The sequence below is a fragment of the Shewanella vaxholmensis genome, from assembly GCF_031932135.1.
GTDB lineage: Bacteria > Pseudomonadota > Gammaproteobacteria > Enterobacterales > Shewanellaceae > Shewanella > Shewanella hafniensis.
This window is the reverse complement of the sequence record NZ_JAUOEV010000004.1, coordinates 212,273-238,424: the sequence shown is the minus strand read 5'-3', so window position 1 is coordinate 238,424 and position 26,152 is coordinate 212,273. Positions and strand designations below refer to the sequence as shown.

At 46.3% G+C, this 26,152-nt stretch carries 25 protein-coding genes; 9 read left to right on the top strand and 16 right to left on the bottom strand.

What is annotated here, in order from left to right; translation table 11 throughout:
• Positions 1 to 8: 8 nt before the first annotated feature.
• From Q4Q46_RS06120 to Q4Q46_RS06110, 3 genes are all read right to left on the bottom strand, one after another.
• The gene (locus tag Q4Q46_RS06120) at positions 9 to 1,472 is read right to left on the bottom strand and encodes a M16 family metallopeptidase (protein WP_311905514.1); all 1,464 of its coding nucleotides are present in this window, start codon (positions 1,470 to 1,472) and stop codon (positions 9 to 11) included.
• Entirely contained in the window at positions 1,469 to 2,800 is a 1,332-nt protein-coding gene (locus tag Q4Q46_RS06115) for a M16 family metallopeptidase (protein ID WP_311905513.1), read from the bottom strand. The genes Q4Q46_RS06120 and Q4Q46_RS06115 overlap by 4 nt, the downstream gene beginning before the upstream one ends.
• 137 nt (positions 2,801 to 2,937) lie before the next feature.
• Entirely contained in the window at positions 2,938 to 4,353 is a 1,416-nt protein-coding gene (locus tag Q4Q46_RS06110; protein WP_311905512.1) for an amidohydrolase, read from the bottom strand.
• 494 nt (positions 4,354 to 4,847) lie between these two features.
• Here Q4Q46_RS06110 and Q4Q46_RS06105 point away from each other — a divergent pair, with 494 nt between their 5' ends.
• Positions 4,848 to 5,276, top strand: coding sequence for a HEPN domain-containing protein (locus Q4Q46_RS06105; protein ID WP_311905511.1), 429 nt, complete (start codon positions 4,848 to 4,850; stop codon positions 5,274 to 5,276).
• A gap of 400 nt (positions 5,277 to 5,676) precedes the next feature.
• Here the strand turns inward: Q4Q46_RS06105 and Q4Q46_RS06100 are convergent, their stop codons facing one another.
• Entirely contained in the window at positions 5,677 to 6,408 is a 732-nt protein-coding gene (locus Q4Q46_RS06100; RefSeq protein ID WP_311905510.1) for an ArsR/SmtB family transcription factor, read from the bottom strand.
• Positions 6,409 to 6,472: 64 nt separating this feature from the next.
• Here Q4Q46_RS06100 and Q4Q46_RS06095 point away from each other — a divergent pair, with 64 nt between their 5' ends.
• The gene (locus Q4Q46_RS06095) at positions 6,473 to 6,856 is read left to right on the top strand and encodes an NIPSNAP family protein (RefSeq protein WP_311905509.1); all 384 of its coding nucleotides are present in this window, start codon (positions 6,473 to 6,475) and stop codon (positions 6,854 to 6,856) included.
• Positions 6,853 to 7,182, top strand: a complete 330-nt coding sequence (locus Q4Q46_RS06090) for an antibiotic biosynthesis monooxygenase family protein (RefSeq protein WP_261273988.1) — start codon at positions 6,853 to 6,855, stop codon at positions 7,180 to 7,182. Before Q4Q46_RS06095 ends, Q4Q46_RS06090 begins: the two co-directional genes overlap by 4 nt.
• 118 nt (positions 7,183 to 7,300) lie before the next feature.
• Here Q4Q46_RS06090 and Q4Q46_RS06085 read toward each other — a convergent pair whose 3' ends face one another.
• The 5 genes from Q4Q46_RS06085 to Q4Q46_RS06065 all read right to left on the bottom strand — a co-directional run bounded on the left by Q4Q46_RS06085 (position 7,301) and on the right by Q4Q46_RS06065 (position 10,620).
• Entirely contained in the window at positions 7,301 to 7,690 is a 390-nt protein-coding gene (locus Q4Q46_RS06085; protein WP_220591408.1) for a DUF6678 family protein, read from the bottom strand.
• 114 nt (positions 7,691 to 7,804) lie between these two features.
• Positions 7,805 to 8,707: a hypothetical protein gene (locus Q4Q46_RS06080; RefSeq protein WP_311905508.1), complete on the bottom strand. Its 903-nt coding sequence runs from the start codon at positions 8,705 to 8,707 to the stop codon at positions 7,805 to 7,807.
• Positions 8,708 to 8,798: 91 nt separating this feature from the next.
• A complete protein-coding gene (locus Q4Q46_RS06075) occupies positions 8,799 to 9,350 on the bottom strand; it encodes an SMI1/KNR4 family protein (RefSeq protein ID WP_311905507.1) in 552 nt (183 codons plus the stop codon).
• Positions 9,351 to 9,475: 125 nt separating this feature from the next.
• On the bottom strand, positions 9,476 to 10,144 hold the full coding sequence (locus tag Q4Q46_RS06070; RefSeq protein WP_311905506.1) for a methyltransferase domain-containing protein: 669 nt from the start codon (positions 10,142 to 10,144) through the stop codon (positions 9,476 to 9,478).
• Positions 10,145 to 10,248: 104 nt separating this feature from the next.
• Positions 10,249 to 10,620, bottom strand: a complete 372-nt coding sequence (locus Q4Q46_RS06065; protein ID WP_311905505.1) for a hypothetical protein — start codon at positions 10,618 to 10,620, stop codon at positions 10,249 to 10,251.
• 292 nt (positions 10,621 to 10,912) lie between these two features.
• Here Q4Q46_RS06065 and Q4Q46_RS06060 point away from each other — a divergent pair, with 292 nt between their 5' ends.
• Positions 10,913 to 13,033 (top strand): putative bifunctional diguanylate cyclase/phosphodiesterase, encoded by a 2,121-nt coding sequence (locus tag Q4Q46_RS06060; RefSeq protein WP_311905504.1) that lies wholly within the window; start codon positions 10,913 to 10,915, stop codon positions 13,031 to 13,033.
• A gap of 474 nt (positions 13,034 to 13,507) precedes the next feature.
• Here the strand turns inward: Q4Q46_RS06060 and Q4Q46_RS06055 are convergent, their stop codons facing one another.
• Positions 13,508 to 14,131 (bottom strand): tRNA-uridine aminocarboxypropyltransferase, encoded by a 624-nt coding sequence (locus Q4Q46_RS06055; protein ID WP_259570004.1) that lies wholly within the window; start codon positions 14,129 to 14,131, stop codon positions 13,508 to 13,510.
• A 157-nt stretch (positions 14,132 to 14,288) separates the two neighbouring features.
• Positions 14,289 to 15,497: a multidrug effflux MFS transporter gene (locus Q4Q46_RS06050; protein WP_311905503.1), complete on the bottom strand. Its 1,209-nt coding sequence runs from the start codon at positions 15,495 to 15,497 to the stop codon at positions 14,289 to 14,291.
• A gap of 113 nt (positions 15,498 to 15,610) precedes the next feature.
• Here Q4Q46_RS06050 and Q4Q46_RS06045 point away from each other — a divergent pair, with 113 nt between their 5' ends.
• Positions 15,611 to 16,582: a LysR family transcriptional regulator gene (locus tag Q4Q46_RS06045; protein ID WP_259521218.1), complete on the top strand. Its 972-nt coding sequence runs from the start codon at positions 15,611 to 15,613 to the stop codon at positions 16,580 to 16,582.
• Between the two features lie 82 nt (positions 16,583 to 16,664).
• Here Q4Q46_RS06045 and Q4Q46_RS06040 read toward each other — a convergent pair whose 3' ends face one another.
• The gene (locus tag Q4Q46_RS06040) at positions 16,665 to 18,536 is read right to left on the bottom strand and encodes a methyl-accepting chemotaxis protein (RefSeq protein WP_311905502.1); all 1,872 of its coding nucleotides are present in this window, start codon (positions 18,534 to 18,536) and stop codon (positions 16,665 to 16,667) included.
• A 374-nt stretch (positions 18,537 to 18,910) separates the two neighbouring features.
• Here Q4Q46_RS06040 and Q4Q46_RS06035 point away from each other — a divergent pair, with 374 nt between their 5' ends.
• Entirely contained in the window at positions 18,911 to 19,258 is a 348-nt protein-coding gene (locus tag Q4Q46_RS06035; RefSeq protein ID WP_311905501.1) for a hypothetical protein, read from the top strand.
• Positions 19,259 to 19,277: 19 nt separating this feature from the next.
• Here the strand turns inward: Q4Q46_RS06035 and Q4Q46_RS06030 are convergent, their stop codons facing one another.
• Positions 19,278 to 20,750, bottom strand: a complete 1,473-nt coding sequence (locus Q4Q46_RS06030; protein WP_311905500.1) for a DUF4145 domain-containing protein — start codon at positions 20,748 to 20,750, stop codon at positions 19,278 to 19,280.
• A gap of 32 nt (positions 20,751 to 20,782) precedes the next feature.
• On the bottom strand, positions 20,783 to 21,490 hold the full coding sequence (locus Q4Q46_RS06025) for a hypothetical protein (protein ID WP_106649058.1): 708 nt from the start codon (positions 21,488 to 21,490) through the stop codon (positions 20,783 to 20,785).
• Between the two features lie 189 nt (positions 21,491 to 21,679).
• Between Q4Q46_RS06025 and Q4Q46_RS06020 the strand changes: the two genes are divergently transcribed.
• Entirely contained in the window at positions 21,680 to 22,210 is a 531-nt protein-coding gene (locus Q4Q46_RS06020; RefSeq protein ID WP_006079651.1) for a DUF2780 domain-containing protein, read from the top strand.
• A gap of 100 nt (positions 22,211 to 22,310) precedes the next feature.
• Positions 22,311 to 22,784: a tellurite resistance TerB family protein gene (locus Q4Q46_RS06015; RefSeq protein ID WP_311905499.1), complete on the top strand. Its 474-nt coding sequence runs from the start codon at positions 22,311 to 22,313 to the stop codon at positions 22,782 to 22,784.
• Between the two features lie 175 nt (positions 22,785 to 22,959).
• On the opposite strand, the gene Q4Q46_RS06010 is transcribed toward Q4Q46_RS06015, so the two are convergent.
• A complete protein-coding gene (locus Q4Q46_RS06010) occupies positions 22,960 to 23,784 on the bottom strand; it encodes an HDOD domain-containing protein (protein ID WP_220591419.1) in 825 nt (274 codons plus the stop codon).
• Between the two features lie 339 nt (positions 23,785 to 24,123).
• Here Q4Q46_RS06010 and Q4Q46_RS06005 point away from each other — a divergent pair, with 339 nt between their 5' ends.
• Positions 24,124 to 24,735, top strand: a complete 612-nt coding sequence (locus tag Q4Q46_RS06005; protein WP_259483594.1) for an energy transducer TonB — start codon at positions 24,124 to 24,126, stop codon at positions 24,733 to 24,735.
• 90 nt (positions 24,736 to 24,825) lie between these two features.
• Here the strand turns inward: Q4Q46_RS06005 and yjeH are convergent, their stop codons facing one another.
• A complete protein-coding gene (gene yjeH / locus Q4Q46_RS06000; protein ID WP_006079647.1) occupies positions 24,826 to 26,088 on the bottom strand; it encodes an L-methionine/branched-chain amino acid transporter in 1,263 nt (420 codons plus the stop codon).
• Between the last annotated feature and the right edge of the window lie 64 nt (positions 26,089 to 26,152).

Genomic DNA, 26,152 nt, shown 5'->3' with positions numbered 1-26,152 from the left:
GACTGAGCTTATTGGCCAAAGCCCGTGGCTTTAATATCCACGGTTTGCACTTTGCCATACTTAGCGGCGATAGGTGCAATCTTAGCCGCGTTGCCAATCAGCACAAATTGCAGATCTTTTTGCGGGAAGTAAGTTTTCACCAGTCTTTGGGTTTCTTCTAAGGTCAAACCATCCACCTTAGCTTGGAACTCATTGATAAACTTATCATCGAAGCCATACAGATACATGCCTGACAACAATCCCGCCAGTTGGCCTGAGGTTTCAAACTTAGGTGGGAACTGACCTTTCACATAGGCTTTAGCCGAATCTAAGGTGGTTTGATCTACGCCTTTCTCCCATAAACGAGCATAGGTTTTCAGTGCGAGATCAATCGCTTCTTGAGTGGTTTCCGTCTTAGTGAAAGTGCTAATAGTAAACACACCCGAGTCGGTATAAGGGCTAAAACCTGAGCGTGCGCCGTAGGTTAAGCCAGCGTTTACCCGCAGCTCGTCGTTAAGCCAAGAGGTAAAACGACCACCTAAAATAGTGTTCACTACCGTTAAACCGACATAGTCTGGATTGTCACGACTAATGCCTAAACCGCCGATTACAAAGGTGGTTTCGATTGCATCGGGTTTATCCACCAGTAAAACTTTAGCCGCAGTCAACTGAGGCAAGCCTTGGTTTAAGTCAGGCTGCACCAGCTTTTCGCTGCCTTTCCACTGACCAAAGGTTTGCGTCAGCTTGGCCTTCATCGCAGCAACATCAAAGTCACCTACGACGGTAATCGCAGTATTGGCCGGTTGGTAGTAACTCTTATGGAAAGCGCGCAGTTGCGACACAGTCACTTGTTCAAGCGAATCGCTGTTACCCGAAGCCGCATTACCATAAGGATGGGCACCAAATACCAGCTTATCGAAGTAACGACCAATCACCGCCCGTGGGCTTTCTTTATCTTGCTGCAATCCCGCAATTGCACGTTGCTTAAGTTTATCGAACTCGGCGGCATTAAAATCTGGCGTTAACATCGCCGCGCTAAATAAGCCCAGCATGACGTCAGTGTCTTTCACCATAAAATCGGCGCTGAGATAGCTGCCTTCTTTATCCGCTTCAGCGCCTAAACTTGCACCGAGAAAATCCACTTGCTGCTCGATATCCGCCTTAGATTTACCCGCCGCCCCTAACAACAAACCTTCTGCCGTCATTTGCGCCACGCCTGCGGTGGTGTCATTGACAGCCCCCGCACGTACCACGGCATTTAAGGTGACTAAAGGCACTTCGCGCTGCGGCATTAAATACACAGTTAAGCCGTTATCCAGCACGAACTTGTCGTAACTTGGCATCACAAAGCTGCCAGTTTCAACACGTTTTGGCGCCGATGTCGTAGCACAACCCGCTAAGGCTAAACTTGTGCCTAGGGCTAATGCGGCCATTAACTTAGAAGGTTTCCCGAGTGATGCCATCTTAAGTGATTTCATTGCCATCGATTTCATTGAGAGATCTCCTCGTTTGCCGCCAGCACAGCTACAGTGCGATTCGATTTACGTAAGTAGGTTTGGGCAACACGTTGAATATCCGCTGGCGTCACCTTGTTATAGGCTTCTGGCGCATTAAATAACTTATCGTAACTGCCAAAATACATCTCATAGGTACCTATGGTATTGGCCTTGCCATTGATGGTTTCCATCGAACGATAAAAATCCATCAACTTGATATTTTTAACTTTATCCAGTTCTTGCTGAGTAACACCCATTGTCGCAATCGCATCGATTTGTTCAATCAGCGCCTGCTCCAGCGTCGAGGCTTTTACCTCAGGCGTGGCAACCCCCATCACATAGAAGAGGTTAGGATCGACCGACATCGGCATGTAAGTTTGCGCTTCTAAGGCCACTTGTTTATCAACCAGTGATTGATATAAACGCGAGCTATTACCTTGGCTTAAAATCGAACTTAATAAATCCAGCGCATAAAAATCTGCGTGAGTCGCCGCCGGAATATGGTAAGCCAGCATCACATTCGGTGTGCTCACCGATGCCTTTTGCACAAAGGTACGACGCTCACCCTTTTGCTCAGGTTCTACGGTACGAATCGCTTTAGGCGGAGTTTGTGCCGGAATAGGCGCAAAATACTTGTCGGCCAAGGCTTTAACTTGGGCAACCTTTACATCACCAGCAATAACAACCACGGCATTGTTCGGCGCGTAATAGGTTTTGTGGTACTGCACGAGATCTTCCAGCGTCCAAGCGGCGATATCCGACTCGTGGCCGATCACCGACCAAGAATAAGGATGGGCTAAAAATGCCACGCCTTTGATTTCGCCTTCAAGGGCATTCCAGTTAGAGTTTTCTAAGCCAGTGGAGCGTTCCGACTGCACTACACCACGTTCGCTATCGACCATAGTTTGGTTGATATCTAAGTTAGCGATACGGTCGGCTTCGAGATCGAACATAGTTTCAAGCGCATTGGCAGGGAACCAATCGGTATAAACCGTCATGTCTTCAGTGGTATACGCATTGTTCGCGCCACCTGCGGCTTCCATAGTGCGGTCGAACATTTTCGGGCCGTACTTTTTTGAACCGTTGAACATCATGTGTTCGAAAAAGTGCGAAATACCGGTGATGCCGGGCACTTCGTTACGTGAACCGACTTTCCAAAACAAATACATGTTGGCATTGGGAATAGAGGCATCTTCTAGCACCATGATTTTCATGCCGTTATCTAGCGTGAAACTCTTAATGTCTTCTGCCGTGGTGGCCTGTGCTTGGCTTAGGGGGGTCAAAAGTCCCATGGCCAACACAAGAGCCGATAGCGTGCGCTTCATCTTGTTCGCTCCTTGCTGTAAAAATTCACATATGAGGGCATATTGATTAACAAATCAAGCGCAGAAAGCGTATCCCGCGCCGATTTTTTGTAAGCTCAAGTTATACCGAAGAGCTTACGGAATAACGTCTGTCCGACTTATTGCGCCTTAAGCGCAGTCAGCGCCACTTTAGTCATGGCCTCAACTCCCACTTTTAACGCACTTTCATCCACATAAAATGCCGGAGAATGATTGCTGGCCGCGGTTTCTGGATCCGTTCCCTTTGGCGTCACCCCGAGGAAGAAAAACATCCCCGGCGCTTCTAAGGCGTAATAAGAAAAGTCTTCGGCACCTGTAATTAACCCAGGTTCAATCAGCATCTTATCGCCCACCACACTGGCAAGCACAGGACGCATGCTAGCGACTAACTCGGGATTGTTCACCACAACAGGATAACCTGGGTGGATCTCTGTGGTCGCACTCGCACCAAGCGTTTTCGCCGATAACTCGGCCATTTCAGCTAAACGCACTTTGATATCGGCGCGCATGGGCTGGTCGAAGGTGCGAATAGTGCCAATCAGCTCGACTTCATCGGGAATAATGTTAGAGCGAATGCCACCATTAACCGCACCAAAACTCACCACGGCAGGGGCTTTAGTGATATCCACCTGACGGCTGACGATCGTTTGCACGTTAGTGATAATTTGCGCCGCAGCGACGATAGGATCGACCCCATTCCAAGGACGCGAACCGTGGGTTTGGCGGCCTTTCACTTTTATGGTAAAGGAATCTTCACTCGCCATCGCCGGGCCACTGCGCACGCCAATCATGCCACTCGGCATGCTAGAGGTAACATGCATACCAAACACTTGGTCAGGTTTACGCTTAGCAAACAGCCCTTCTTTAAGCATCAATTCTGCACCGCCTTCTTCCCCGTCTGGCGCGCCTTCTTCGGCAGGTTGGAAGATAAACATCACATCACCCGCGAGGCTATCTTTCACTTTCACGAGGTTTTCAGCCACGCCCATCAACATTGCCACATGGGTATCGTGGCCACAGGCATGCATCACCCCCACTTTTTGATCACGATAGGTATCGGTCGCTTTAGAGGCAAAGGGTACATCAACCACCTCAGTCACAGGTAAAGCATCCATATCCGCCCGAATCGCAATCAAGGGACCGGGCTTGCCACCTTTCAGCTTTCCGCCTTTCAAAATGGCCACCACACCCGTATGCGCCACACCCGTCTGTACTTCTAACCCTAATGATTTCAGATGCTTTTCAATAATCTTGCTGGTGCGGAATTCACGATTTGACAACTCAGGGTGTTGATGTAAATCGCGGCGCCAGTCGATCACCTTTTGCTCCACACCTGCCGCCAACTTAGCCGCATCCGGCATAGTATTGGTCGCCGCTTGCGCCGAACTCAAACCCGCGCCCATAAAACTCAAGGCTAAGGCCGAAGCGATTAAGGTCTTGGAAAAATGGAACTTATTTGCAGAGGATTTAAATTCAAATGCCTTTAGGATTGCTGATTTTGAGATTGCAGTTGGTGATACAGAGGGTAAAGTCATAGCGATAACCTATTGTTGTTTTTATAAGCTACCTAAACTACACGGACATTGAAGAATTGTTAATAGATTTAATGATGAGAGTAAATAACACTACAGGTATTATGGACTAAAACCGTCAGCGATAGAGATTAAGCACTGCTATTACAGTGACTCGCAGCCATGGCAGCACTTAATGCCGTTAATTCCGGCGTACATATTTAGCTTATTTCTCATCCACAACATCTATCAATGGATGAATCACTCTTTTCTTTAGGCGCAAATTTTCACGACCAGAAGCCGACTTAATTTCCATTATTTGGCATTGAATCAATTCTTAAGAGATTTGATTCATTTTTAGGGTAAAAAACGCCCTCGAACAACCGAAAACTGTGCATTTGAGCGGGTTTTAGGGGATAGCGTGAATCAGTCTGATGTAGAGTGATTCACGTGCCAACCCCCTGCGACTTCGCGCTGGCTTTTAGTATAATATAGTGTTGATTTTATAAGGAGATTTTATGGACACAAAGACTAGACGAATGAGACAAACAGCTTCTATGTATCTTGGAGTATCTCAAAGGCTTTTTGATACAAAAAATGGTGATGATGGTTGGGTTGGAGCTTTAAATGCAGCGCTAGCAATTGAGGTTTTTATAAAATCCCATCTGGCATATACAGACAAAACAGTACCTAAAAAGCATGGTTTATTAGCGTTGTTTTTAAGGCTAAATGGAAGAGATCAGAATCACCTTATTAAAGAATACAAGGCTGAATCTGAAGGTACTCAACTATCCGGAAATCTTAAAGAAGATCTCATAAAGTTCAATAATTTATTCGTTGATGCTCGCTATATTTATGATAAAGGTTCCATTAAATCGACTGGAAATGATGTACTTCTTTGTGCGAATATTTTAAGTACTATTATTTATTCCATGCAAGGGAGTTAGTAATACGATTAAACATAACATCCGTTGTGGTAGGCGGTCGATTTTCCGTAATGACACTTAATCCGCACCAAATCAAGCCTTCCAGCTAGCGCAAGTTTACTGTTCGCGCTAGCTCTCCACAACTCACTTTGCAATACCAGTAGTTATTGATGGTTAGATAATTTAGCAAAAATCACTGACAAACTTCTGTCCCAAAGTGAGCCCGCGAATCACTCTAGGTAAGTTTGATTCACGGATTTTAACGACCATGTATCTAAACCTCGTCCTAAAGACATTTAATAAAACCTTCAAGCCAAAAATTTTTATTGATAAGTTTCTTGAAACCATCGGACTGGCGGCGCGCTGTTAAACAAGGCCAAGACGCTATGTATCATTGGTAAAATAGACCAATTTAGATTGTCTATTTTGTCGCAATGCCATAGTCAGCACGAAAGGATTTTAACCCTCGGCTTGAAAATTGTAGGGCACGGGTGTCAAGGGCTTTCTCTGCCCAGCCTTTAGTCAAAATATCCTTAAGAATCCATTGACCTAGAACACCTGCAAGATGACTGCGGCGTTCGCTCCAATCGAGGCATGACTTACACAAAGGGCGGCGAGATTGACGACTTTTCGGCACATAACTTAAACCATCTATTTCCCCATCCGTGATGCCCAGCAACGAGAGCTCCACACCACGTTTAGCAAAAAAGGTCATCCCTGCCGCGGTGATGTTTGTGTCGTTCCCCTCATGGGCGATCAAATTCTGCCGACTTAAGCTGTCGTAAAGCGCAACCCCCAATTCACCCGCGAGATGATCATAACAAACGCGAGCCAGTCTCAATCTAGGGTCCGCAGGTCCATGAATGACCTTAGGGTTCGCAATGGCAGCGCTCATGTTGAGCAGACTTTCCAACAGTTCGGCCACTTGGCGGCTTTGGAGCTGAAAATACTTATGCCTCCCCTGCTTACGCACGAACAATAGTTCGCCTTCAACCAACTTAGTTAAATGGCTGCTGGCAGTCTGCGGTGTGATATCTGCTTCAAGAGCCAGTTCTGTCGCCGTCAATGCCTGTCCGCCCATAAGAGCAATCAACATACGTGAGCGGGCGGCGTCACCAATCAAGTTGGCAATAAAAGCGATGTTAGGTTCCATGCTTGTAATCTCATTCGGGAACAGTTCGATAACCATCGAAGCATTAAGTTTTCAGGTAATTACAATGCAACTAAAACCTTTAGCACACAAGTCAATGGCGCCAAACACTATGAAAATTACCTGCTTTATCGAATACAAAATAGACCCGTTCAAATTGGAACAATTTGCCCAATATGCTGAAAACTGGGGCGATATTATTCCAGCCTACGGCGGCGAACTCCTTGGCTACTTTCTGCCACACGAAGGCACCAATGACACTGCATATGGTCTCATTAGCTTCGATAGTCTGGCCCACTATGAACGCTATAGAGACAAACTGAAGACAGAAGCCGCAGGCAAGGCAAATTTCCAGCTGGCCAAGCAAGGAGAATTTATTTTGAGTGAAAAACGCAGTTTCCTAAAGCCGATAGCCAAGACCTATAAAAGAGCTGCGGAGACAAAACTATGATGGTCGTTATTTTTGAAGTCGTGCCGAATCTCGGCTGCCAAGAAAGGTATTTAGAGATAGCCGCCGACCTGAAATCGAGCCTGAGTAACATTGAAGGATTTATTTCAATCGAACGGTTTCAGAGCATGGTCAATCCCGAACGCTTATTATCGCTGTCATTTTGGGAGAATGAGGCTGCGGTACAGGCTTGGCGACAACAGATATATCACCGCGAGGCACAAACTCAAGGACGCGAACAATTATTCGCCGATTATCGCCTGCGGGTTGCCGAAGTTGTTCGTGACTATGGCATGTTCGACCGCGCTCAAGCACCTAAGGGCAACTGATATGCTGCGACTCGGGTAGCGTACTTTGCAGGCACTCAGCCCTAGCAACAAAAAGTGTATTTGCCAGCGAAATTTGCCCCACAATACTAAACGCTAGGCGCCACTCTAAAAGGGTTTTTTATGTAAATACTGGGGTTGTATCTTGGCTTATATAGCCCCACACCCGAAAACAAGAGCCTTCAATCGAGTATTTAATGCCGTGTCTATTTAGAATGGTAAGAATTTCACAGCTCCTATCTGTCTCCTGAGGTGCAACTAAACGACCACGATACTCGGAAACTATTGGATTAAAGTCTAGCCACTCGATACCTGAACTTTCTTCATAGATCTCGTTCCACCAAACGGCACTAAATCCCAAAATATCATCTGATGAAATCAGTTTGTACCTTACGCTAATAGATAGAAAATGAAGCGCTTCAAAATCATTACAAAGCTCGCGCCACTTAGTTTTATTCATCACTGAGACTAACTGGCGGTCATTAATTATTTTTCGATATCTCTCGTGCATGATTTCAAGTCCAACTCATTTTTAGGACGTGTGTATCCAGACATGAGCCAGAACGATCCTCCTTAAATAGAAACTAAATCACAATCTCATTTTAACTGGTTAATTTTGTTTGGGTTATTCGTGGCCATTTCTGTGAGAATGTGCTGTTAATGAATGGATTAGCGCCAGCGTATTTGAATCAATTGGCAGATCATTTAACTCTCGCTCAGCTAAAGGATCGAAAGATATCCCAATGGACTCGTGACCTGTGGTAAAAAATCCGTGTAATTCATGCTGCCATGGTAAGGGAAAATCAAGTGGGGGTAGTGGCGCATTGGCCGTATGGAACCGCCACAGATTGACTAAACCATGGGCGTTAACGCAGTAACATTTTTCCAGTGGCGAGAGCTCCTGCTGCAGGCGATTAGACTTGACCATAATGGCGATATTGTCGATAAACGAGGTCATATCCTGATTGATTATGGCGGCTAGGCTGCGCAGCATCGCCATGCTGTATTTCGAGTCTTTTAGGTTTGTAAGTTGATGGCGTAACTTATCTGTCACGGCTGTGGCACCTAAAATGGCATATACGGCATTGCAGGCCAAGAGTGTCACCTTATGCCCCGTTAAAAAAGGCGGCACAAATCGCTGTTTATAGGCTGTAATAGCGGGTAAATCATGTATGGCTAGCGCCGCCAATAAGGGCCAAAGATGTAGGCTATCCGTCCCCGAATAATCCCCACCCCGCACTAATCGCGTTAAACAACCAAAGCGCCCCGCTAATGTCAGGCAGTTTATAAACTCATCGAAGTGATTAAAGGCCACCCGTTGGATTATGGCTAATTGGGTTAAATCATTTTCTATGTAGCTGATGCGATTAATCCATTCGTTAGCGGCGAGATGACGACTCTCTTTTACACCCTGCTGTAGGATAGCGAGTTTGGCGACTTGAGGCTCAGTTAACTGCTCATCATTTTCTGCCAATCTCTGCAATGCGTTTAGTGCTTGGTCTCTGTCTTTTTTAGGGTAGCTTTTCACATCATACCTCACTTCATATTGCCCTGAAGTTCAAAATGTAATCATAGGTTTACTAGGCTTATCGAGTAGTGGGCGTTCATTTTCGTTATCCTTAGTCCTCAATTAATTCATCTGGATATAAACTGATTTGCGCTAAGGATTGTTCAAAAAATTGGCTTAGGTTTGGACAAATAAAGTCCATCATATCGGGATCATGGGTGTATGCGATCACTTGCCCCATTTGGCCTAGTGCTGAGGGTGAATGATCCGCAATCAAGAGTAATGTGCCGCCCCCAAATTGAGCGAAGGGCAACCAACCTTCTTGATACCATCCGGATTGGATTTTAGGATCTCGAACTTCTGGCTCGTGGTAACCCACATAGTGCTGAGCCTGTTTTTGCATTCGGTCACGATATTTAAGTGACGAAGCTAATGACAAAAAATCATATCGGCAAAAGTAATCTTTTCGGGCAAATACCGTGCTCCACTCGTTGCCACCATTGGCATATCCCCAAAGCTCCCTGAGCGGGGGAGCAAGTGTAAAACCTAATTGTTTTTCAGCTTCATCTAAGGCTGAGTTGGATAAGCCATTATTCAATGCGAATGTTTGATTCACATTGGCGTAGAGCGCGCTCAATGCCTGTAGATAGGTCTTAACGTCCATTGTATTGACTCCTTCATCCTGACACTTAGCAGCAGTGTTAATCCTTTGGTTTTATACCGCTCGCATATACACTTATGTAACTTATGTAACTTATGTAACTTATGTAATCGAATTAGACACATAAATTATGGTGTTGCATTACTTTTCTCAACTTTATGCATCTCTTTATATAAGAACACTACGTCCTTATCGATGATTTCTAATCGCCAGCCATAATGCTGGGCGAGCCATTCGAAGGTCGCTTCGGCGTAAAAATTGATATGAGTTGGATCATTTTTATAGTGCCAACTGGCAAATGCGGTTTGATTTTGTACCCGCTTGGTCATCACTGCCAAAATGCCCTTGGGTTTTAATAGGCTATCGAGTTGGGCAAGCAAACCTGCGGCATCGCTCACATGCTCTATGACTTCAGTTAAGGTAATAAAATCGTATTGGCGGACTAAGGTTGCGGGGTTATTAGCGTAATAAAGGTCGTAATTATCGATTTGATAACCCCGCGCCTTTGCCATCAAGCTCAAGGCTTTGCCTTCGCCGCAGCCAAAATCGAGCCCTTGGGCCGAAGTGCTAACACGGCTAAGTAGTGGCTCAAGTGTGCGATTTAAAAAGGTTTGATAGCCAAGATCATTGGCATGATTCTCGTGCTTATCGTACTCGGCTTTTTCGGCCTCGGCCGAGAGATAAAACTGGGCTGGCACGCTAACCAGTTGGCAGGTTTGGCATTGGCGATAGTCGCGCTTTTTATCCTGATGATAAGCGAGTAATTCTGTGCCGTGGCATAAGGGGCAGATATTCAACAACAATTCCTAGGGATAGTAAGGTGCAATTAATGAGAGTAGTCGCAATGCCAACAAATAAGGCTAGCACTGCCTAGCTGAAATCGACTGTGTCGATGGCCCGCTTAAGGCTTTGGGATTTTACGCTCTTTTGCTGCGGCTTCTTTTGCTTCCCGTAAATATTTTTGCTCGCGACTTTCCCTCTCGTCGAACTGTTTCTGTGCCTTGAGTTTTTGCTGAGCCTCCCAATCATGGGTTTGGGACTGCTGTTTGATTTTATCTTCTCGCTCTGCTGTCTCCTTGGCGGCTTGGCGCGCCTTCTCTAATTGGGCCTGCTCTAATCGCTGGGAGTCTATACGGGCCTTATCAGCTCTTTGCTCTAGGGTTAATTTTGGCTTTGGCGCATCGGTGGCATTAGCCACAGCAAGATGAATGCTGGAAATCAGTATGAACGACATCAACATTTTAGAGATGAGCACCTTAGATAAATGCGCCATTTCCTGCCCCCTTTATTTGGTCATCGGATGGATGAACGATAACAGCCAACTCAAACACGATGCGAAAAACATAGCATAAAATCTGCCAAAGTTTGAAATATGCAGCAGGTGTTCTTAAAAAATATGCTTAAATACAAGTCTTAAGCTACACTTTTTGAGTTTCTATTTGAGTGAAACAACCATTAGGTTTATTTTTAAGCTCATTAGAATGATGTACTATTGGCGCGCTTCGTATCAACGGAGTCCAACAAATAGGATGTGACCTTATATGCGTCACAAGGGAGTATCCTAGATGATCAGATGGCAACACTTACTTAATAAACTCAGTACGGATGATCCAGTACTGCAAGAAAAGCTGTCGCTCTGGCAAGCACATCCCCACAAAACTCCCCTAGCCTTAATTCAAGGCTTCAGCTTTATTAGCGCTAATCAAGCGACCCTCGGTTATTTTGAGACTGAGTATGACGCCTTTGTGAATGCGACTCCCTATGACTTTTCTCCGAGAATTCAATCATCCGGCCGCAATAGTGTTGAATATGCGAGGGAAATGATCCTTGAAGCCATTGCGGGACATCACGTTGAATTCAACTGGCTACACTTGAGCCAACTCGGCAATGAACTACCAACTCGAGTAAACCTTTATCGCTGTGATCTACAGCAACAGCCCGTTGTGCTCGTAGAATTGCAAGCCCTTAATCGTCGCAATCGAATACGTGCAACCATTTCCGATGGCTTTGCCCATATTCCCAAAGAGATTTTGTCGACGACGCTCGAGGAAAGTGCCGAAGCTGTGTACATCACAGATGCTGATAATAGAATTTTGGCCGTCAATAAAGCTATGAGTCGCATTTACGGGTATAGCGCCGAGCAGCTTATCAGTAAAACGCCTGCATTTTTAGAGGCGAAAAACCTTGGCTCTGAGGAAGAAACCGAGTGCCAAATCGCCCTAAGACAAAGAGGGACTTGGCAGGGGGAAACCTTAAAAAGGCGATCTGATGGCAGCGCGTTTCCTGCTTGGCAGAGTAGCCGTAAAATCATTACCGAAGATGGCGCTCACTATAATGTGAATATTTTCAGTGATATTAGCACGAAAAAGCTGCTCGAAACTCAACTGACGACCCGTGCTATGTACGATACCTTGACTGGATTGCCTAACCGATTCCACCTTAAGCAGATCCTCAATACTGCCCTCGAGAAACTTAAAACCGATCCCCTTGCCCTCGGTGCGCTAATGTTTTTAGATCTCAATGGGTTTAAAAATATCAATGACAGCTTCGGCCACTCCATGGGCGATAGAGTATTACAACTCGTCGCGGCCAGACTCGAAGCCGGTTGTATCGAAAAAGCTGACATAGCCAGGATGGGTGGAGATGAGTTTACCTTAGTGCTACAAGACTGTAGCTGCAAGGATGAAATCCAACTGTTTGCAGAACAGATACTCAGCTTATTTGAGAGCCCCTTTGAAATTGAAGGACAAAAGTTTTTCCTAGGCACGAGTATCGGCATTGCACTATTTCCAACCCACAGTGATAAGGCGGGACAGCTGATAAGTCTTGCAGATACGGCTATGTACTGTGCTAAAAAGAGCTTACCGCACCTTGTATTTTACGATAAGGCTATGAGCCAGGCAGCAGAATTAAAGCTGCAGTTAATCAATAGCCTAAGACATGCGCACAGCTTAAAACAATTCACTCTCGCCTATCAGGCCATTGTGGATTTACACACAAATCAAACGATAGCTGCTGAAGCCCTACTGCGCTGGCAAAAATCACCTACCGAGTATTATGACGCCGCCGATTTTGTGCCATTGCTGGAAGAGACAGGGTTAATTGTCAGTATTGGTCAATGGGTATTGGAACAGGCTTGCGTGCAAGCGGCACAATGGCGGGCACATAATCAGGCAGACTTTAGAATTTCAGTCAATGTGTCGCCACTGCAATTGGAACACTTAGATTTTATCGACCAAGTGATTAATGCATTGGAAATGGCTAATTTACCAGCTGAGGCACTGATTTTAGAAATCACCGAATCGGCACTGCTACGCCAACCTGAGCAAGCACGACTCACACTCAATCGCATCAAAGCTTTAGGTGTCAGCATTGCTATTGATGATTTTGGGACTGGGTTATCTTCACTCAGTCGCTTAGGCACTTTGCCCATAGACAGTGTAAAAATTGATGCCGAGTTTGCCTTGCGTTTAAACGAAGTGTCAGGACAAAAGCTCTGCAATGCCATAGTGCAGCTCGCACAGGCACTGGATATTCACTTCGTCGCCGAAGGCATAGAGACTCAACAACAAAGAGACATAATGACAGACATGGGCCAAGGTTTTGCCCAAGGATTTCTTTTTGGCTACCCAAGTTCAGTCGATAACTTCACCCAAACCTTTCTTACGGAAAAACATATAGCTTAAAGCTCGATAGCCCTGCCAGCACGCCATCAACTAATTGTGATTAACAATGGAATCACTCCCCTGCAAAGCCAGTTATTGTCTGGCAAAGCCATCTCATCATTTGCTCCGAACAATGAACATATATACAACTGTTTTATCGGATGAGCTTTGATTAAAATTAGAGGCTAAGCAGAAATATTGCTGCGATATCATTGCGGAAAAATACAAAGCTTAAAGCTCGATAGCCCTGCCAGCACGCCATTAACTAATTGTGATTAACAATGGAATCACTCCCCTGCAAAGCAATTGGCTGGCAAAGCTATCTCATCATTTGCTGCGCAAATGAATCCTTATTATTAAACCGTATTTCACACTAAGTTAGCGTGATCTGAATAAGATTTTGACTAATTTAATTCGTACGCAGTATCAAAACTCAATAACTTAAAGGCATTAATTCAGACCTAAAACCTCTAAGGCTAAATAATGTCAAAACATTCACTTAGTCTCGCAGTTAGGTTTGTTTGAGTTCTGATAACGAGCCTGCACAGTGCTCGGCATCGCCTTAATCCGCAGTTCAACCATAGCATCAAATGCCGTCATTAAGGGCTGAACATCAAGCCGAGGATTAAGGGCGCTTAGCATATAAGCACAAGCTTCTAAGGTCGATAAACTGTCGCTACGACTCGACTTACGGATCCGGTAGCGCGACTCATAACCTTCAGCCAAATGCACCGCAGGATACTGGGTTAACCAAGGATTCAGCTGCAACATCTTAAACGCCTTGCGCCAAGTACCATCGAGTAAGAGCAATACACAATCTGGATTGATAGGCTGCTGTTCAACACTCACACTTTGCTCAGAGGGATAGACGAGATAAATCGGCTTATTACACGCCGCTAAATGTTCCCGTAAACCATTGAAGTCGGCCTCGCTTTCGCCCACATAAACTTGCGTTTCAGCAACAACAAGACTCAATACCCGCACACTATTTTTTTTATGTTCGACTTCACTCGGGTGCTGTAAAACCACCAACTGAGTCATTGGAGAGATAGGCTGAACACTCGCACACAGACAAGCATTCTGGGGATAACGACAAATAGCACAATAGTGACGGGACAAGCTTTACCCTCGGTTTGAGTAAGTTATTTTACGAGTATACCAAAGGATAAAGGGGTATTAGGCACAATAAAAAATACCCACAGATCGCGGTCAAACAAACTGTGGGTAAAGGGTGTACTCTGTGATTAACGACTTTGTAATTAACCTGTGCTGCGAACTAATGCTCGCCAGCTAACTGCTCTTGATGCCAGTGGTCAAATCGACTCAGCGCCATCATCAATAATAAACCGAGAGGAAATACGCCCATCACTAAGGCCACTGCATAAGGGGCGGTTAAACTCGTTTGTTGTACGAGTCCAGCAAGCACGGACGCACCGCTCATCTGAATAAAACCTAACATAGCCGCGGCAGTTCCAGCTCGTTCACCAAAGGCCGACAGAGCCATACTGGTCGCTGGACCGAGTAAGAAGGAAAATCCAACACCTAACATCAACATAGGCAACATAAAGGCAAACGCTGCCATCATTCCAGTACTCGGACCGAATTGCTGACCAGCCACAGTGAGTGCTGCAGACAAAACGAGTATGGACAGGGCCAAAATCGTTGTAGGACGATTACCGAGTTTGCGAATGATCAGGGGTGCAGTAAAACAGGCCACGATATTAAACACGGCATTGAAACCGAATAGGCCACTAAACATGAGCTCAGAAAGCCCTAAATGCCCAATCAACCATACTGGCGCATACGACACGTAACACAAAATCGCGGCCATCGCTGACATACAAGCAAAGGCATAAAACAAAAAATGAGCGTTACCCAGTACAGGCTTATATCGACCCCAACGGTAAAGTGGGCCAGTGGTGACCGTATTGGCAGGTCGAGTCTCAGGTAAGCGATAACCGACAACAAGCATCATCAACATGGCATATAACGTCATGAAGACGAAGGTTGAGCGCCAACCAAATTGCATTGCTAATAAGCCGCCTAAGGTCGGTGCTAATGCGGGAATAACGCAAATAGCGCCATTTAAGTAACTGTAAATCTTAGCGCCTTCCTTTTGATCGTAGCAGTCACGTACGGCGCTGAACACCACAATAGAAGTCGAACAGGCAGCCAAACCTTGCAGCAAACGGGCAATCTGTAACCAATGGAACTCGATAGCCGCAGCGGCTAAAAGGCTGCTCGCACCGTAGAGTAAGACCCCAAAGATTGCCACAGGACGGCGGCCATAACGGTCGGCTAATGGCCCGATCAACACTTGGCCTAAGCCCATGGCGAATAAAAATAATACGATCGTAGATTGCACATCACTGGCAGATACGGCGAATTCTGCCGCCATAGTTGGCATTGAAGGTAAGTAAATATCAATTGCTAATGGGCTGAGAAGCACCATAGACATCAGGATAGGTAATAGATTGCGCCGCATAAATAATCTCAGTTGATCAGTAAAAGGTATTTCAGTGGGCGCTATTTTAATTAACTCAAGGTATGAACAGAAATGGTATAATTTCCAAAGTAAATTTCCTCTGAGGAATATCTGTGAATATCGACAACTTAGCCAGAATCGATCTTAACTTGCTGGTCATACTCAAAGTTCTGCTAGAAGAGCAAAGCGTGACTCGCGCCGCCAGCCGATTACATATAAGCCAGTCAGCCCTCAGTAAGAGCTTAAATCGGCTCAGAGAAACCTTAGATGATCCCCTATTTCAGCGCACGGCCCACGGCTTAAAACCGACGGCGCACGCCCTAATTCTTGGGCAAAAACTGCCGAATATTTTGCAAGACTTATATCAACTCACCCAGCCTCCGACCTTCAATCCCGCCAGTAGCAATCGACAATTCTCCTTTGCCATGGTGGAAAGCGCCTATGAAACCTTAATCCCGTATTTTATTGGCCCTATGCTGACCACGGCGCCCAACGTCAAACTTGACTCCTATGTCTGGACCGAAAAATCGATGCAGGATTTACAACAAGGGCAAATTGACTTTGGTATTTCAGGGCGGGACTTGCATCCATTGTCCGATTTTCAGGTGGATCGCCTGCCCGAAGGGATTGCCTATCAAACACTGTTTACCGATCAACAAGTGTGTTTAGTCCGTGAAGACCACCCGCTGATGGCGGCGCTCACTTCAGGCCAATGGAATCTCCCACTCTACCTCGACATGGCCCATGTGCAGGTTCGCTGTGAAGGCAGCGATTGGTGGGCACTGGATTACTTTCTTGCCGATCTCGGCCATCGACGCCGGATCAGTACGACAGTACCCGACTTTTACGGTGCCGCCAGTGTGTGCGCCCACAGCGATTTAATCTTCACTCTGCCCTCAAGCTTTGCAAGGCACGCCTGCCAGCTCTATCCGCTTAAACTACTGCCCTTACCCTTCGAATTTATGCCCATGGCCTATGTGTTGTTATGGCATCAAAGAAATGATGAAGATCAAGGGCATAAATGGATTAGAGAAACGATTTGTCAGAGTGTCGCTAAGCTATTTACTCCCGCAGAAATGCTTTAATACCAAATCTCCACTAATAAAAAGCCCGATAAAGCAAAGGCGTTATCGGGCTCTTATCAAAGTAAAGCGCTACAAATAGTGGCTACAGAATAAAGGTCGCGACCTGTGCATTAAGATCGTTAGCGCGGGCTTTTAAGTCTCGCGCCTGTGCCAAATCAGCCATGGCCGAGGCGGTAATCTCATCGGTCACATCTTTAATCGCAACCGTATTTTGGGTGATTTCACCCGTCACTTGAGTCTGCTCTTCCGCTGCAGTCGCAATTTGGCCTGCCATATCTGAAATCACGTTGACCGCTTGTGTAATCTCTTCAAGGGCTTTTGCCGCTGCATTCGCATCTTCAACACTGTGACCCGCTAATGCTTGGCTGCTTTCCATCAAGCTGACGGCTCTGGCGGTTGTGCGTTGCAGTGTTTCAATCGTGGTATGCACTTCTTGAGTCGAATCTTGAGTACGGCGCGATAGCACGCGCACTTCATCCGCGACCACGGCAAAACCACGGCCCTGCTCACCAGCACGCGCCGCTTCAATAGCCGCGTTAAGCGCTAATAAGTTGGTTTGCTCTGCAATCCCTTGAATCGTTGCTAGAATGCTTGAAATTGATTGAGCATGACGGCTCAAATCCCCAATGACATCGGTCGCTTGAGTGACTTCATCGGCCAACGAATTAATCGAGTTACGGGTTTTATTGACTAACTCTTTACCCTGTAAACTGCTGGCTGCAGATTGTTGAGCGGCCGTCGCCGTGTTTTCAGCATTGGCCGCAATCTCATTGGTCGCACTCGCCATTTCAGTTACTGCGGTCGCGACCATAGCCACTTCCTGTTGCTGACGTTGCAGTTCAGCCACCGAGGTTTGCGTGGTGGTAAGACTACGTTCAGCATCAGCATCTAATTCATTCGCTAACTGACGGATATGACTGATCAACTGATGTTGACTACCGACAAAACGGTTAAAGCTGTCGGCAAGTACGCCCACTTCATCTTGAGTATCGACAGAAATACGCTGAGTTAAATCACCGTTACCATCGGCGATACGCGCCAGTGCCTGCGATACTCGGCTCAACGGGCCCAGTAACATGCCAACTAACCAAGAAATCGCTAACACACTCAAGAGCAATACGAGTGCCGATAGCCCCAGCTGAGTAAGTAACAGGCTCGTGAGTGGCGCTTCTAGCGTTTCCTTATCAAGCACTAACACTAATTCCCAATCTGTATTAGGAATATCAACGCTCCAAACTAACTTGTCGCGTCCTTCATTTTCAAAATACATAGGTAACAGAGTACCAGATGCACGACTCTGTTCAGGCAAGTTACGATTCAGCTCATTGTCGATATCACCTATAGGTTTCATCGTCTTAGCTTGATCTTTATAAGCGATAACCGTGCCGTCTTTGTGCATCATGATGGCATAACCGTTGGCCGGTAACTTCATCCGATTAACACCGTCCACTAGGCTGGCGATAGATAAGTCACCACCGACAACACCTTGCGCGGTAGGCTGCGCCATAGTCACAACCAGAATGTTATATGCCACATCCACGTATGGTTTTGTCAAAATAAGACCGCGCTCACTGGTGGCTTGTTGATACCAAGGGCGGCTACGGGGATCATAGCCCGTTCGGTCTATACTCGGATCAGAATCCAGCATTTGCCCCGCTTGGCTCCCAAAATAAGTTAACTGGAAACGGCCCGACGCTTGTGCTTGTTGTAATGTATTTAGGCTATCACCCTCAACTTTACTCGCCAGTGCCCCCATAATATCTTGGCGGCCAGCCAACCATTCTTGAATACGCTCTGCCTGCTGCTCACCTAAGCGTTGCACTTGTTCTAGGCTGTTTTGTAACAGCTGGGACTTTTGGCTGGAATAACTTTGCCATGACAACAAACCAATCACTAGTGAAAGGGCTACCACGACGGAGAACAGAATTTTTTGCTTGAGCGAATATGAGTTCATGTTGGCGTCTAATTTATTAACAAAGCAGTGAAATAAGAGGGTGTCTGAGCGAGTTGAACAAACATTTACATCCAATGTAATAAGGCGGCTAACTGAGTTAAAACTGCAGCTTAATCTGAACTGAATTTTCTCATACTCTGTACAGTTCGCAAAGAAGTTGCTCAGATTTACATCAAAAAGATTCTTGTTAAAACATATAATTAACCGACTGTTATTCGATGAACAACATGGGCGACCTTGAGATCACATCTCAAGATGATACGTAACAGCTCAATAGCATCAGAGGTAAAATAAAGTAAATTAATCAAGATTAACGTGACCTAGACACACTCGCTATTGCACACTAAATGTCCACTGCCTATCGAGGAGTTCTTATGATTTATCACCAGTTCCAACAGAGCCCGCTGCAGACCCGAATTTCTGGCCCACGGGCTTGGTTAGCCATGGCGCTTAGCGTTAGTCTGATCTGTTTATCGCTATTTTTATTGCCCTTCGTGCTTTTATTTGGCGCTATTGCGCTCGGTTGTTTAGTCCTGTTTAGCCGTTTTTACATAGCACGTCAGTTGGCTAAATTTAATCAAGCACAGGCAAACGCCAAGCAACATGCCCATGCTGCAGAAGAGCCACAGAGCCAAGTTTATGGTTCAGAGACAATTGTTAGGGAAACGAATGCAACGCGCTATCAAGGGCGAACTTTTGAGCATAAAGAGGATGAACACTAGCAGCGATAGCATACTCCCCTTAAGCGAGTAATGTCTGTGCGCGATTAAGGCTATGAATTTCCGCGGGATCTTGAGTGACTTTAAGTACATTTTCAATCTGTAATGCAAGAGAACGCCAAAGAGGCTCGATAATATCAGCCTCTTTTTTATTGGCATGTTGTCGCGCCAGCTTCAGCAAAGCGGCGGCTCCCACAACATCAACTCGCCCTAACATACCGTCGGCCAATGCCATACTCAGCTCGATCATCGCAGGCACACTGTGACCATATTTGATCACTTGACGCAGATAATCCTCAGCCTGAGTCAAATCACTCCCAAAGGCATTATCGTCATTGAGCATATGCTGTGCCCGCGTCAGCATAGCATCGAGTTGCCCTTGCTCGGCAGCTTCTGCCATCCAATACTCGCTGGCAATCATATCTCGAGTACAACCCTCACCATTGGCGAGCATTAATGCCAAATGATACTGGGCGTGGGGATAACCCGCTTGTGCGGCTTTACTTATAAAATGATAGGCTTGGGTTATATTTTTTTGCTGATAATGCAGCACCCCCAAGTTCGCCATCGCTTCGGTTTGCTCACCCTCCGCTGCGCGCTGTAAGTATTGCTGCGCTAACTTGCTATCGGGTTGAAACGACTCACTGCCGACAAGATAAAAATATCCCAATAACGCCATCGCATTAACGACACCCGCCTCGGCCGCCGTCGCAATAAGCTGCTCACCTTTCGCCACCTCTGGCACACCTTGATAACCGTGGATCAAGGCCACACCGTGCTCATGTAACGCTTCCATATGCCGAGGCGCCGCAAGGGCAAACCAATAGGCGGCACGGGCAAAACTGTCAGCGGCGCTAATATGGGAAGTAAGAGGTGAAACGCCAGAAGATTCTGGATTAGATGTGGCTTCAGCTGAAGTGGCAAACTCTTGATCTTGTTGCAGCTCTTGCTCTTTCAGTATCAGGGCCTTGGTCTTAAAGGATATTCCCACTAGATACTGGGCTTCGGCGTCATCTTCCATTACAGCGCGGTAGCATAAATCCTTCGCGGTCATGGCATCAGACGCTTCATAACGATAATCAGGTGCGACTTGGCCTTTAACCTTGGGATACAAGTGCTCGACTAGCGCCAAAACATCTTTAATAGATTTTTGCGCCAGCGCGAGCAATTGCGCTTGAGTCAGGTGATATTTTTCAGGATGGGCGCCGCGGTTACCGTCGGCCCGCAATCGATGCAGGGCGCGGGTCGTCTTAACATCAATAACACGCTGCTGATTTAGTTGCTCGATCCTGTCGTATAGATTCGGACTCGAGAACGCGATTTGCTTATCTTGTCCCAGTAACTCAGTAAGCTTGTGGGTAAAGCTGCGAATGTGCAGTAGCGACTGAGTCGGCACATCCTGCACATAGCTTTTCGCTTTGAGATAGTCATCACTCAAGGAAGCCGAAAAATCTTGGATAAACTCACTATCCTTAATGACTGTTTTCGTCCCCATGAGTGATTCCTTCAGGCTGAATTGAGTTTACATTACTCGACGCTTGGTTTTTTCGACACCATATATAAACGGAACAAAGCCACGTTAACGAATAAACCAATGAAAGACATAAAGGTATCCGATAGCATTTGCAGCGGTAATCCGCCCATAGCGGCGGCACCTGACAGCAGATTACCCACCACAGAAAGAGGCAGATATAGCATTAATAGTGCAATAGTTTTCAACACGATAGGGCCACTAAAGCTAAAACTGCCCTTGATGGCTTCCAGCGGTGTTAAACGCTCAACCACGACCATAAAGTTCACATAGGCCAAACGGGCGAAGAGATAAAAGCTAATAACCAACCCCACCAGCCACACAGGACCAAAGGCAGCAAACAGCATCACTGGCGCTAAAATCGCTAAACCAGAAAACACCCCAGCTAATAATAGTGGTGGAACGAAAGGTAAACTGGCCTTCAGCACCATGCCGGCAGAAGGACTATGCCCTTGAGAACGCAGTTCTAAAAACAGTGTCAGGGCGGCGATTAATACCGAAAAGGTGAGCAGTAACAGCATCATGGCGACCATGTGTGGTGCGCCAAACTGTGGATTTTCAAGATCGACTTTACTCATCTCTACGCCAAGCCACAACTGGATCCCTACTTGGATCAAAAGTAATGGAATCGTCAGCATAGCGAGTTGCGCCAGATGATTACGGAAGAAGTTATAGGCTTCTGACAAAATTGCGGACAGTGACATGCGACTTTCCAAATAATTGAAATGAATTAACACTTAGAATTGCGCTAAGGATACCGAAAATCCCGAAGCAATGCACAGCAGAAATCACCAGTGTGAATCGTAAATCACAGAAAACTACTGCAACAAAAGTTGCAAACCCGCTAAACTGTCCCGCGAACACATGCGCAAACCATCAAAGGACGCTTCCATATGAAACACACTCTTACCCTCTCGATCTTCCTCGGCACTTGTATTTTAGCGGCGCCAGCCAGTGCAGGATGGTTAGATAACTTGGCCGGAACTCAAGCCAAAACTGAAAAAGCGGCCACGACGGCGACAGCAACTCAGTCAAATGATTTGGTTGGCAGCGTCATGTCACAATTAGGTTTAAACCAAACTCAAGCCGAAGGTGGCTTAGGCAGTTTATTAGGCTTAGCGCAATCAAGCCTAGGGACAACCGACTATTCAAAACTGGCTGCCAGCATTCCTAATGCCGATAGCTTGTTAGCGGCAGCACCTAAATTGGACTCAACATCAGGCGTTTCTGGCTTGTTATCCAAGGCGGGTAATTTAGGCTCATCACTGCAAGGCAGTGCTATGGTGTTAGACGCCTTTGAAAAATTGGGTATTTCTAAAGATCTGGCGATGCCAATGATCAACATAGCTAAGTCTTACTTAGAAACCAATGGCACTGAAGGCACCTCTGACTTACTGATGAAAGGTCTGAACTCGCTACTGTAATCCCGTTTTATCTCACCCTAAGCAACTCAGTGCTTAGGGTGAACTTTCGCCCCTCAATCGACTCTACCTTATATTCCCCCCAACATGAGAACCGCCAAATATGATTGCGAAGTTAAGACGATTCTTTGAAGCACATACGCAAGCAGTCTCCCCTGAAGACAAGGCGCATCAACTTAAACTCGCCGCAGCGAGCATGTTGCTTGAAGTGGTGTTTGCCGATGATACCTTAACGGCTGAGGAAGAAGCCTTATTGCCTAAGCTACTGACAGAGACGCTATCAATGTCAGAAGCTGACGCTAAATCACTGATTAATGAGGCTAAAAACGTGCAAGGTAGCGCGACCTCACTGTTTGAATTTACCTCAGCCATTAACGCTGAATTTAGCCTAGCGCAAAAGCAGCAATTATTGCTCGCGATGTGGCAACTGGCCTATGCCGATGGACAGTTATCCCAATATGAAGACCAAATCATTCGTCGCACCGCTGATTTGCTGTACCTCAAACACAGTGAGTTAATTCAAATGCGCAATCTTGCCATCGCCGCCAATCGACATACTGATCAAGCGCCTCAGTAATTCCACGGTTAAATCAAAGTACCAATCGATTAATCCGTCGCATAAAAAAGCGTGAATGCAAAACGCTATCTCGTTTCACATTCACGCTATAGTCTCAAGACTCTATTGATATCGCCTTTGACTAAAAATGATTTGTCCTGCCGCGCGATTGACTTAAACCCAACTCACTTAAACCCTAAGCTAAGGCTCTACCGATTTCGAACCCTGAGCCGCGTAACTCAGTCAACTTAGTCCGCAATCCCCCCATCTCCATCCTTAATCCTTTCTTGGTGGCTAACTGAGATAACCAACTGGTTTTCTCATCATCCTCAATCGTGTCCCACTCATCCAACACTTTGTAAGATAGGCATAATAATGCGGCAAGTTTTGAAAATGGGTCCGAATCCTTAGGGTGATCTTGATATAAAATACCTTCTACCAGCGCTGTGGTGAATTTCCAATTTTTAGCCAGCAGTGCGCCAATATCGGGTGAGTCATATCCAAGCAACTCACGTTCAAACTCATGCTTATCTTTACCCTGAGCCACAGCTTCAGCTATTTTCGCCGCATCTTCAGGTGACACGGCCGCAATGAGTAAGTCGCCAATTCGATGCAAGATACCGCAGGTAAATGCTTCTTCAGGCATAGCACCACAACGTTTCGCCATTTCTTGGCTATAAAGGGCAATCTCAAAGGTTTGTCCCCAAAATTGGGCTAAGTCGATTCCTTCACACTTAGGAACCGCGCCAATTACAGCCGATGCAAGCACTAAGGTACGCAGGGTTTGCATCCCAAGACGCACCACGGCTTCGTCGATCGTGCCCACCTCTCGACTGCGTCCGTAGTGAGCACAGTTAGCAAGGCGTAATACCCTAGCGCTGATTAAGGGATCGTGTGCAACCTTAGTGGCAATACTTTTTACTGTCGCATTGTCGTCATTGACTGCGTCTAATAGCTCACTGATCGCCTTGGGTAACCTGGGTAATTCATCCACTCGATTGAGTAACGCAGCTGAATCCATTTTTATGCTCCTTCTATATGAATGATCAAAATATAGAACACAAGTTATCGCCTCGCTCACCGAGATACATTAAATATCAGTAATGTGCGGTCCTTCGGCAACAAAGCATGGTGGTCATCAGACTTAAGGTTTACCTCTCGATTTAACTTAATTTAATCACACGCGATTCTATCCTGCTCCGAGATCAACAAAGCGCTACGCAGGCTGACGTTAAGCTAAAGCGGAGTTGAACCCTTAACGCTAAAGGCGCAATCTTAGTTAAATTGTAAATAAATATTTCAAAAATTCAGTAAAGAGTGATATTGATAAAAGGCCATTAACTCACTGTAAGGAAGCAATATGAGCCAAAACGCACTCGTTAGCCGCACTGGTCTTATCTTAGCTAGTGCTTTAATCACCTTAGGGCTGTTCGTCTTTATGGCGCAGCTCATCAACAATCCACAAACTGTCGCAGGACAAGCCTCGGATGCGCCGCAAATCAATATACTGATGGCAGAACGCACGCCGATACCGCCAAAAGAAAAAACTAAGCCCGAACCACCAAAGCCCATTCCTGCGCGGGAGCGTGTGAGTGTCCCCGGTGAAAACAGCGAGTCGTTAACTTTTACTCCTGAGACATTCATGCCCGAAATGCCAACGCAAACCACCCTCTATACACAATCTGCGATGACAGCCGAAGCTCTGCCAGTTGTGCAAGTGTCGCCTCGTTATCCCATAGATGCGGCGCAAAGTGGTAAAGAAGGTTATGTGGTTGTGGGGTTTGATATTACGGCCGACGGCACTGTGAGTAATGTGCGGGTATTGGATGCGAACCCTAAGCGTGTTTTCGATAAGGCGGCGTTATCAGCGGTGCAGAATTGGAAGTACAAACCGAAATTTGATGCAGGCAAAGCCGTTGCGCAACTCAATCAGCAAGTGCAGTTAGACTTTAAATTAGATCAAAAAATTTAATCCGCAGACGAATCAAAACGCACAAAAAAGCCCTGCAATCTCTTTCGAATTAAAAGAGTTCAGGGCTTTTTGATTGAACTTTTTTCAGGATTACTCAGGAATCGCTAAACCTTGTTTGCGGCTGATATGGGTCTTTTGCCACCACAGAAATGGCGCCACCACTAATATCAGTACCAATACATAGGACATGCTCGCACCTAAGGCAAAACCTAACGCCAAGCAAAATGCACAACCCAGCGCCACCAGCGGCCAATTATGGCGCGGTAATAACTTCGCGGCCGCTAACATTGCCATCAAATAGATCACTACAAATACGCCGTTGCTCCATGCAATAAGGTGTTCTAACTCTTGTCCAGTAAGATAAGTCAGCACTATCACGCTCGCCATCACAGATAACAGTGCAGCCAGCGCGCGAATAGGTACGCCGTGGGCATTCTTCACCGCAAAAAAGCGCGGCAAAATGCCTTCACAACTAAAGCTCCACACTAAACGTGCCGCACTGGCCGAATACACGTTCACGGTTGCCAATCCACTTGCAATCCCCAACACGCCAATCACTTGCGCGCCGTAACCACCAAGCAACTGATCAAACACGCCGATCATAGCGACGCTTTTATCCGTCGGCACTAACAGTAGCAATAGTGTACAAGCCACATAAATGACGCCCACCAGCACAGTACCCATCATCATAGCGGGGATCATATCCTGCTGCGGACGACGAAAATCATCGGCCAGATGGGTCATCGCTTCTATACCCAAGAAACTCCAAAAAGCGATGCCAGCGGCAATCATCACGGTTGGCATTTCAGGCATACCATGGCTGGCGAGTGTTGTCAGGTGCCCGGGCTGAAAACTGCTTGCGCCAAATAAGAGGACAACGACGGCCACTATGCACAGCGTTAAGCCAAATTGCAGCTTGGCCGACACTTGAATGCCCCTTAAATTAATCAGGAACAGGCCAAAAATCACTAATACTTCAACACCGACCTTGGACCAACCCGATATCGGCATTAAGGCATTCACAAACTGAAAGGTCATCAAAATCGCGGCGGGGGCGCCCATGGGCACAACCAGTAAAAAGATAAGTCCAATTGTTCGACCAGCGGTGCGACCAAAGGCTTTTTCGACAAAGTAAGCGGGGCCAGCGGCATGGGGAAATACACTCGCTAAACGACCAAAGACCAGCGCCACAGGAATAATGGCTAAGGTGAGCAATATCCATGCGACTAGCGCGCCAGATTGCGCTTTTTCAATTGTCATCTGAGGCAAAATAAACACCCCAGTACCGAGCAAAGTGGTCGCCATTAGACCCGCACCTTGCCAACGACCTATAGTTCCGCTATTTGAATTCATCTGTTAATATTCTGTGGTATTTGAGCTGTCAGTATAGTGAGATTTTGCCCCACAATCTGCCGTT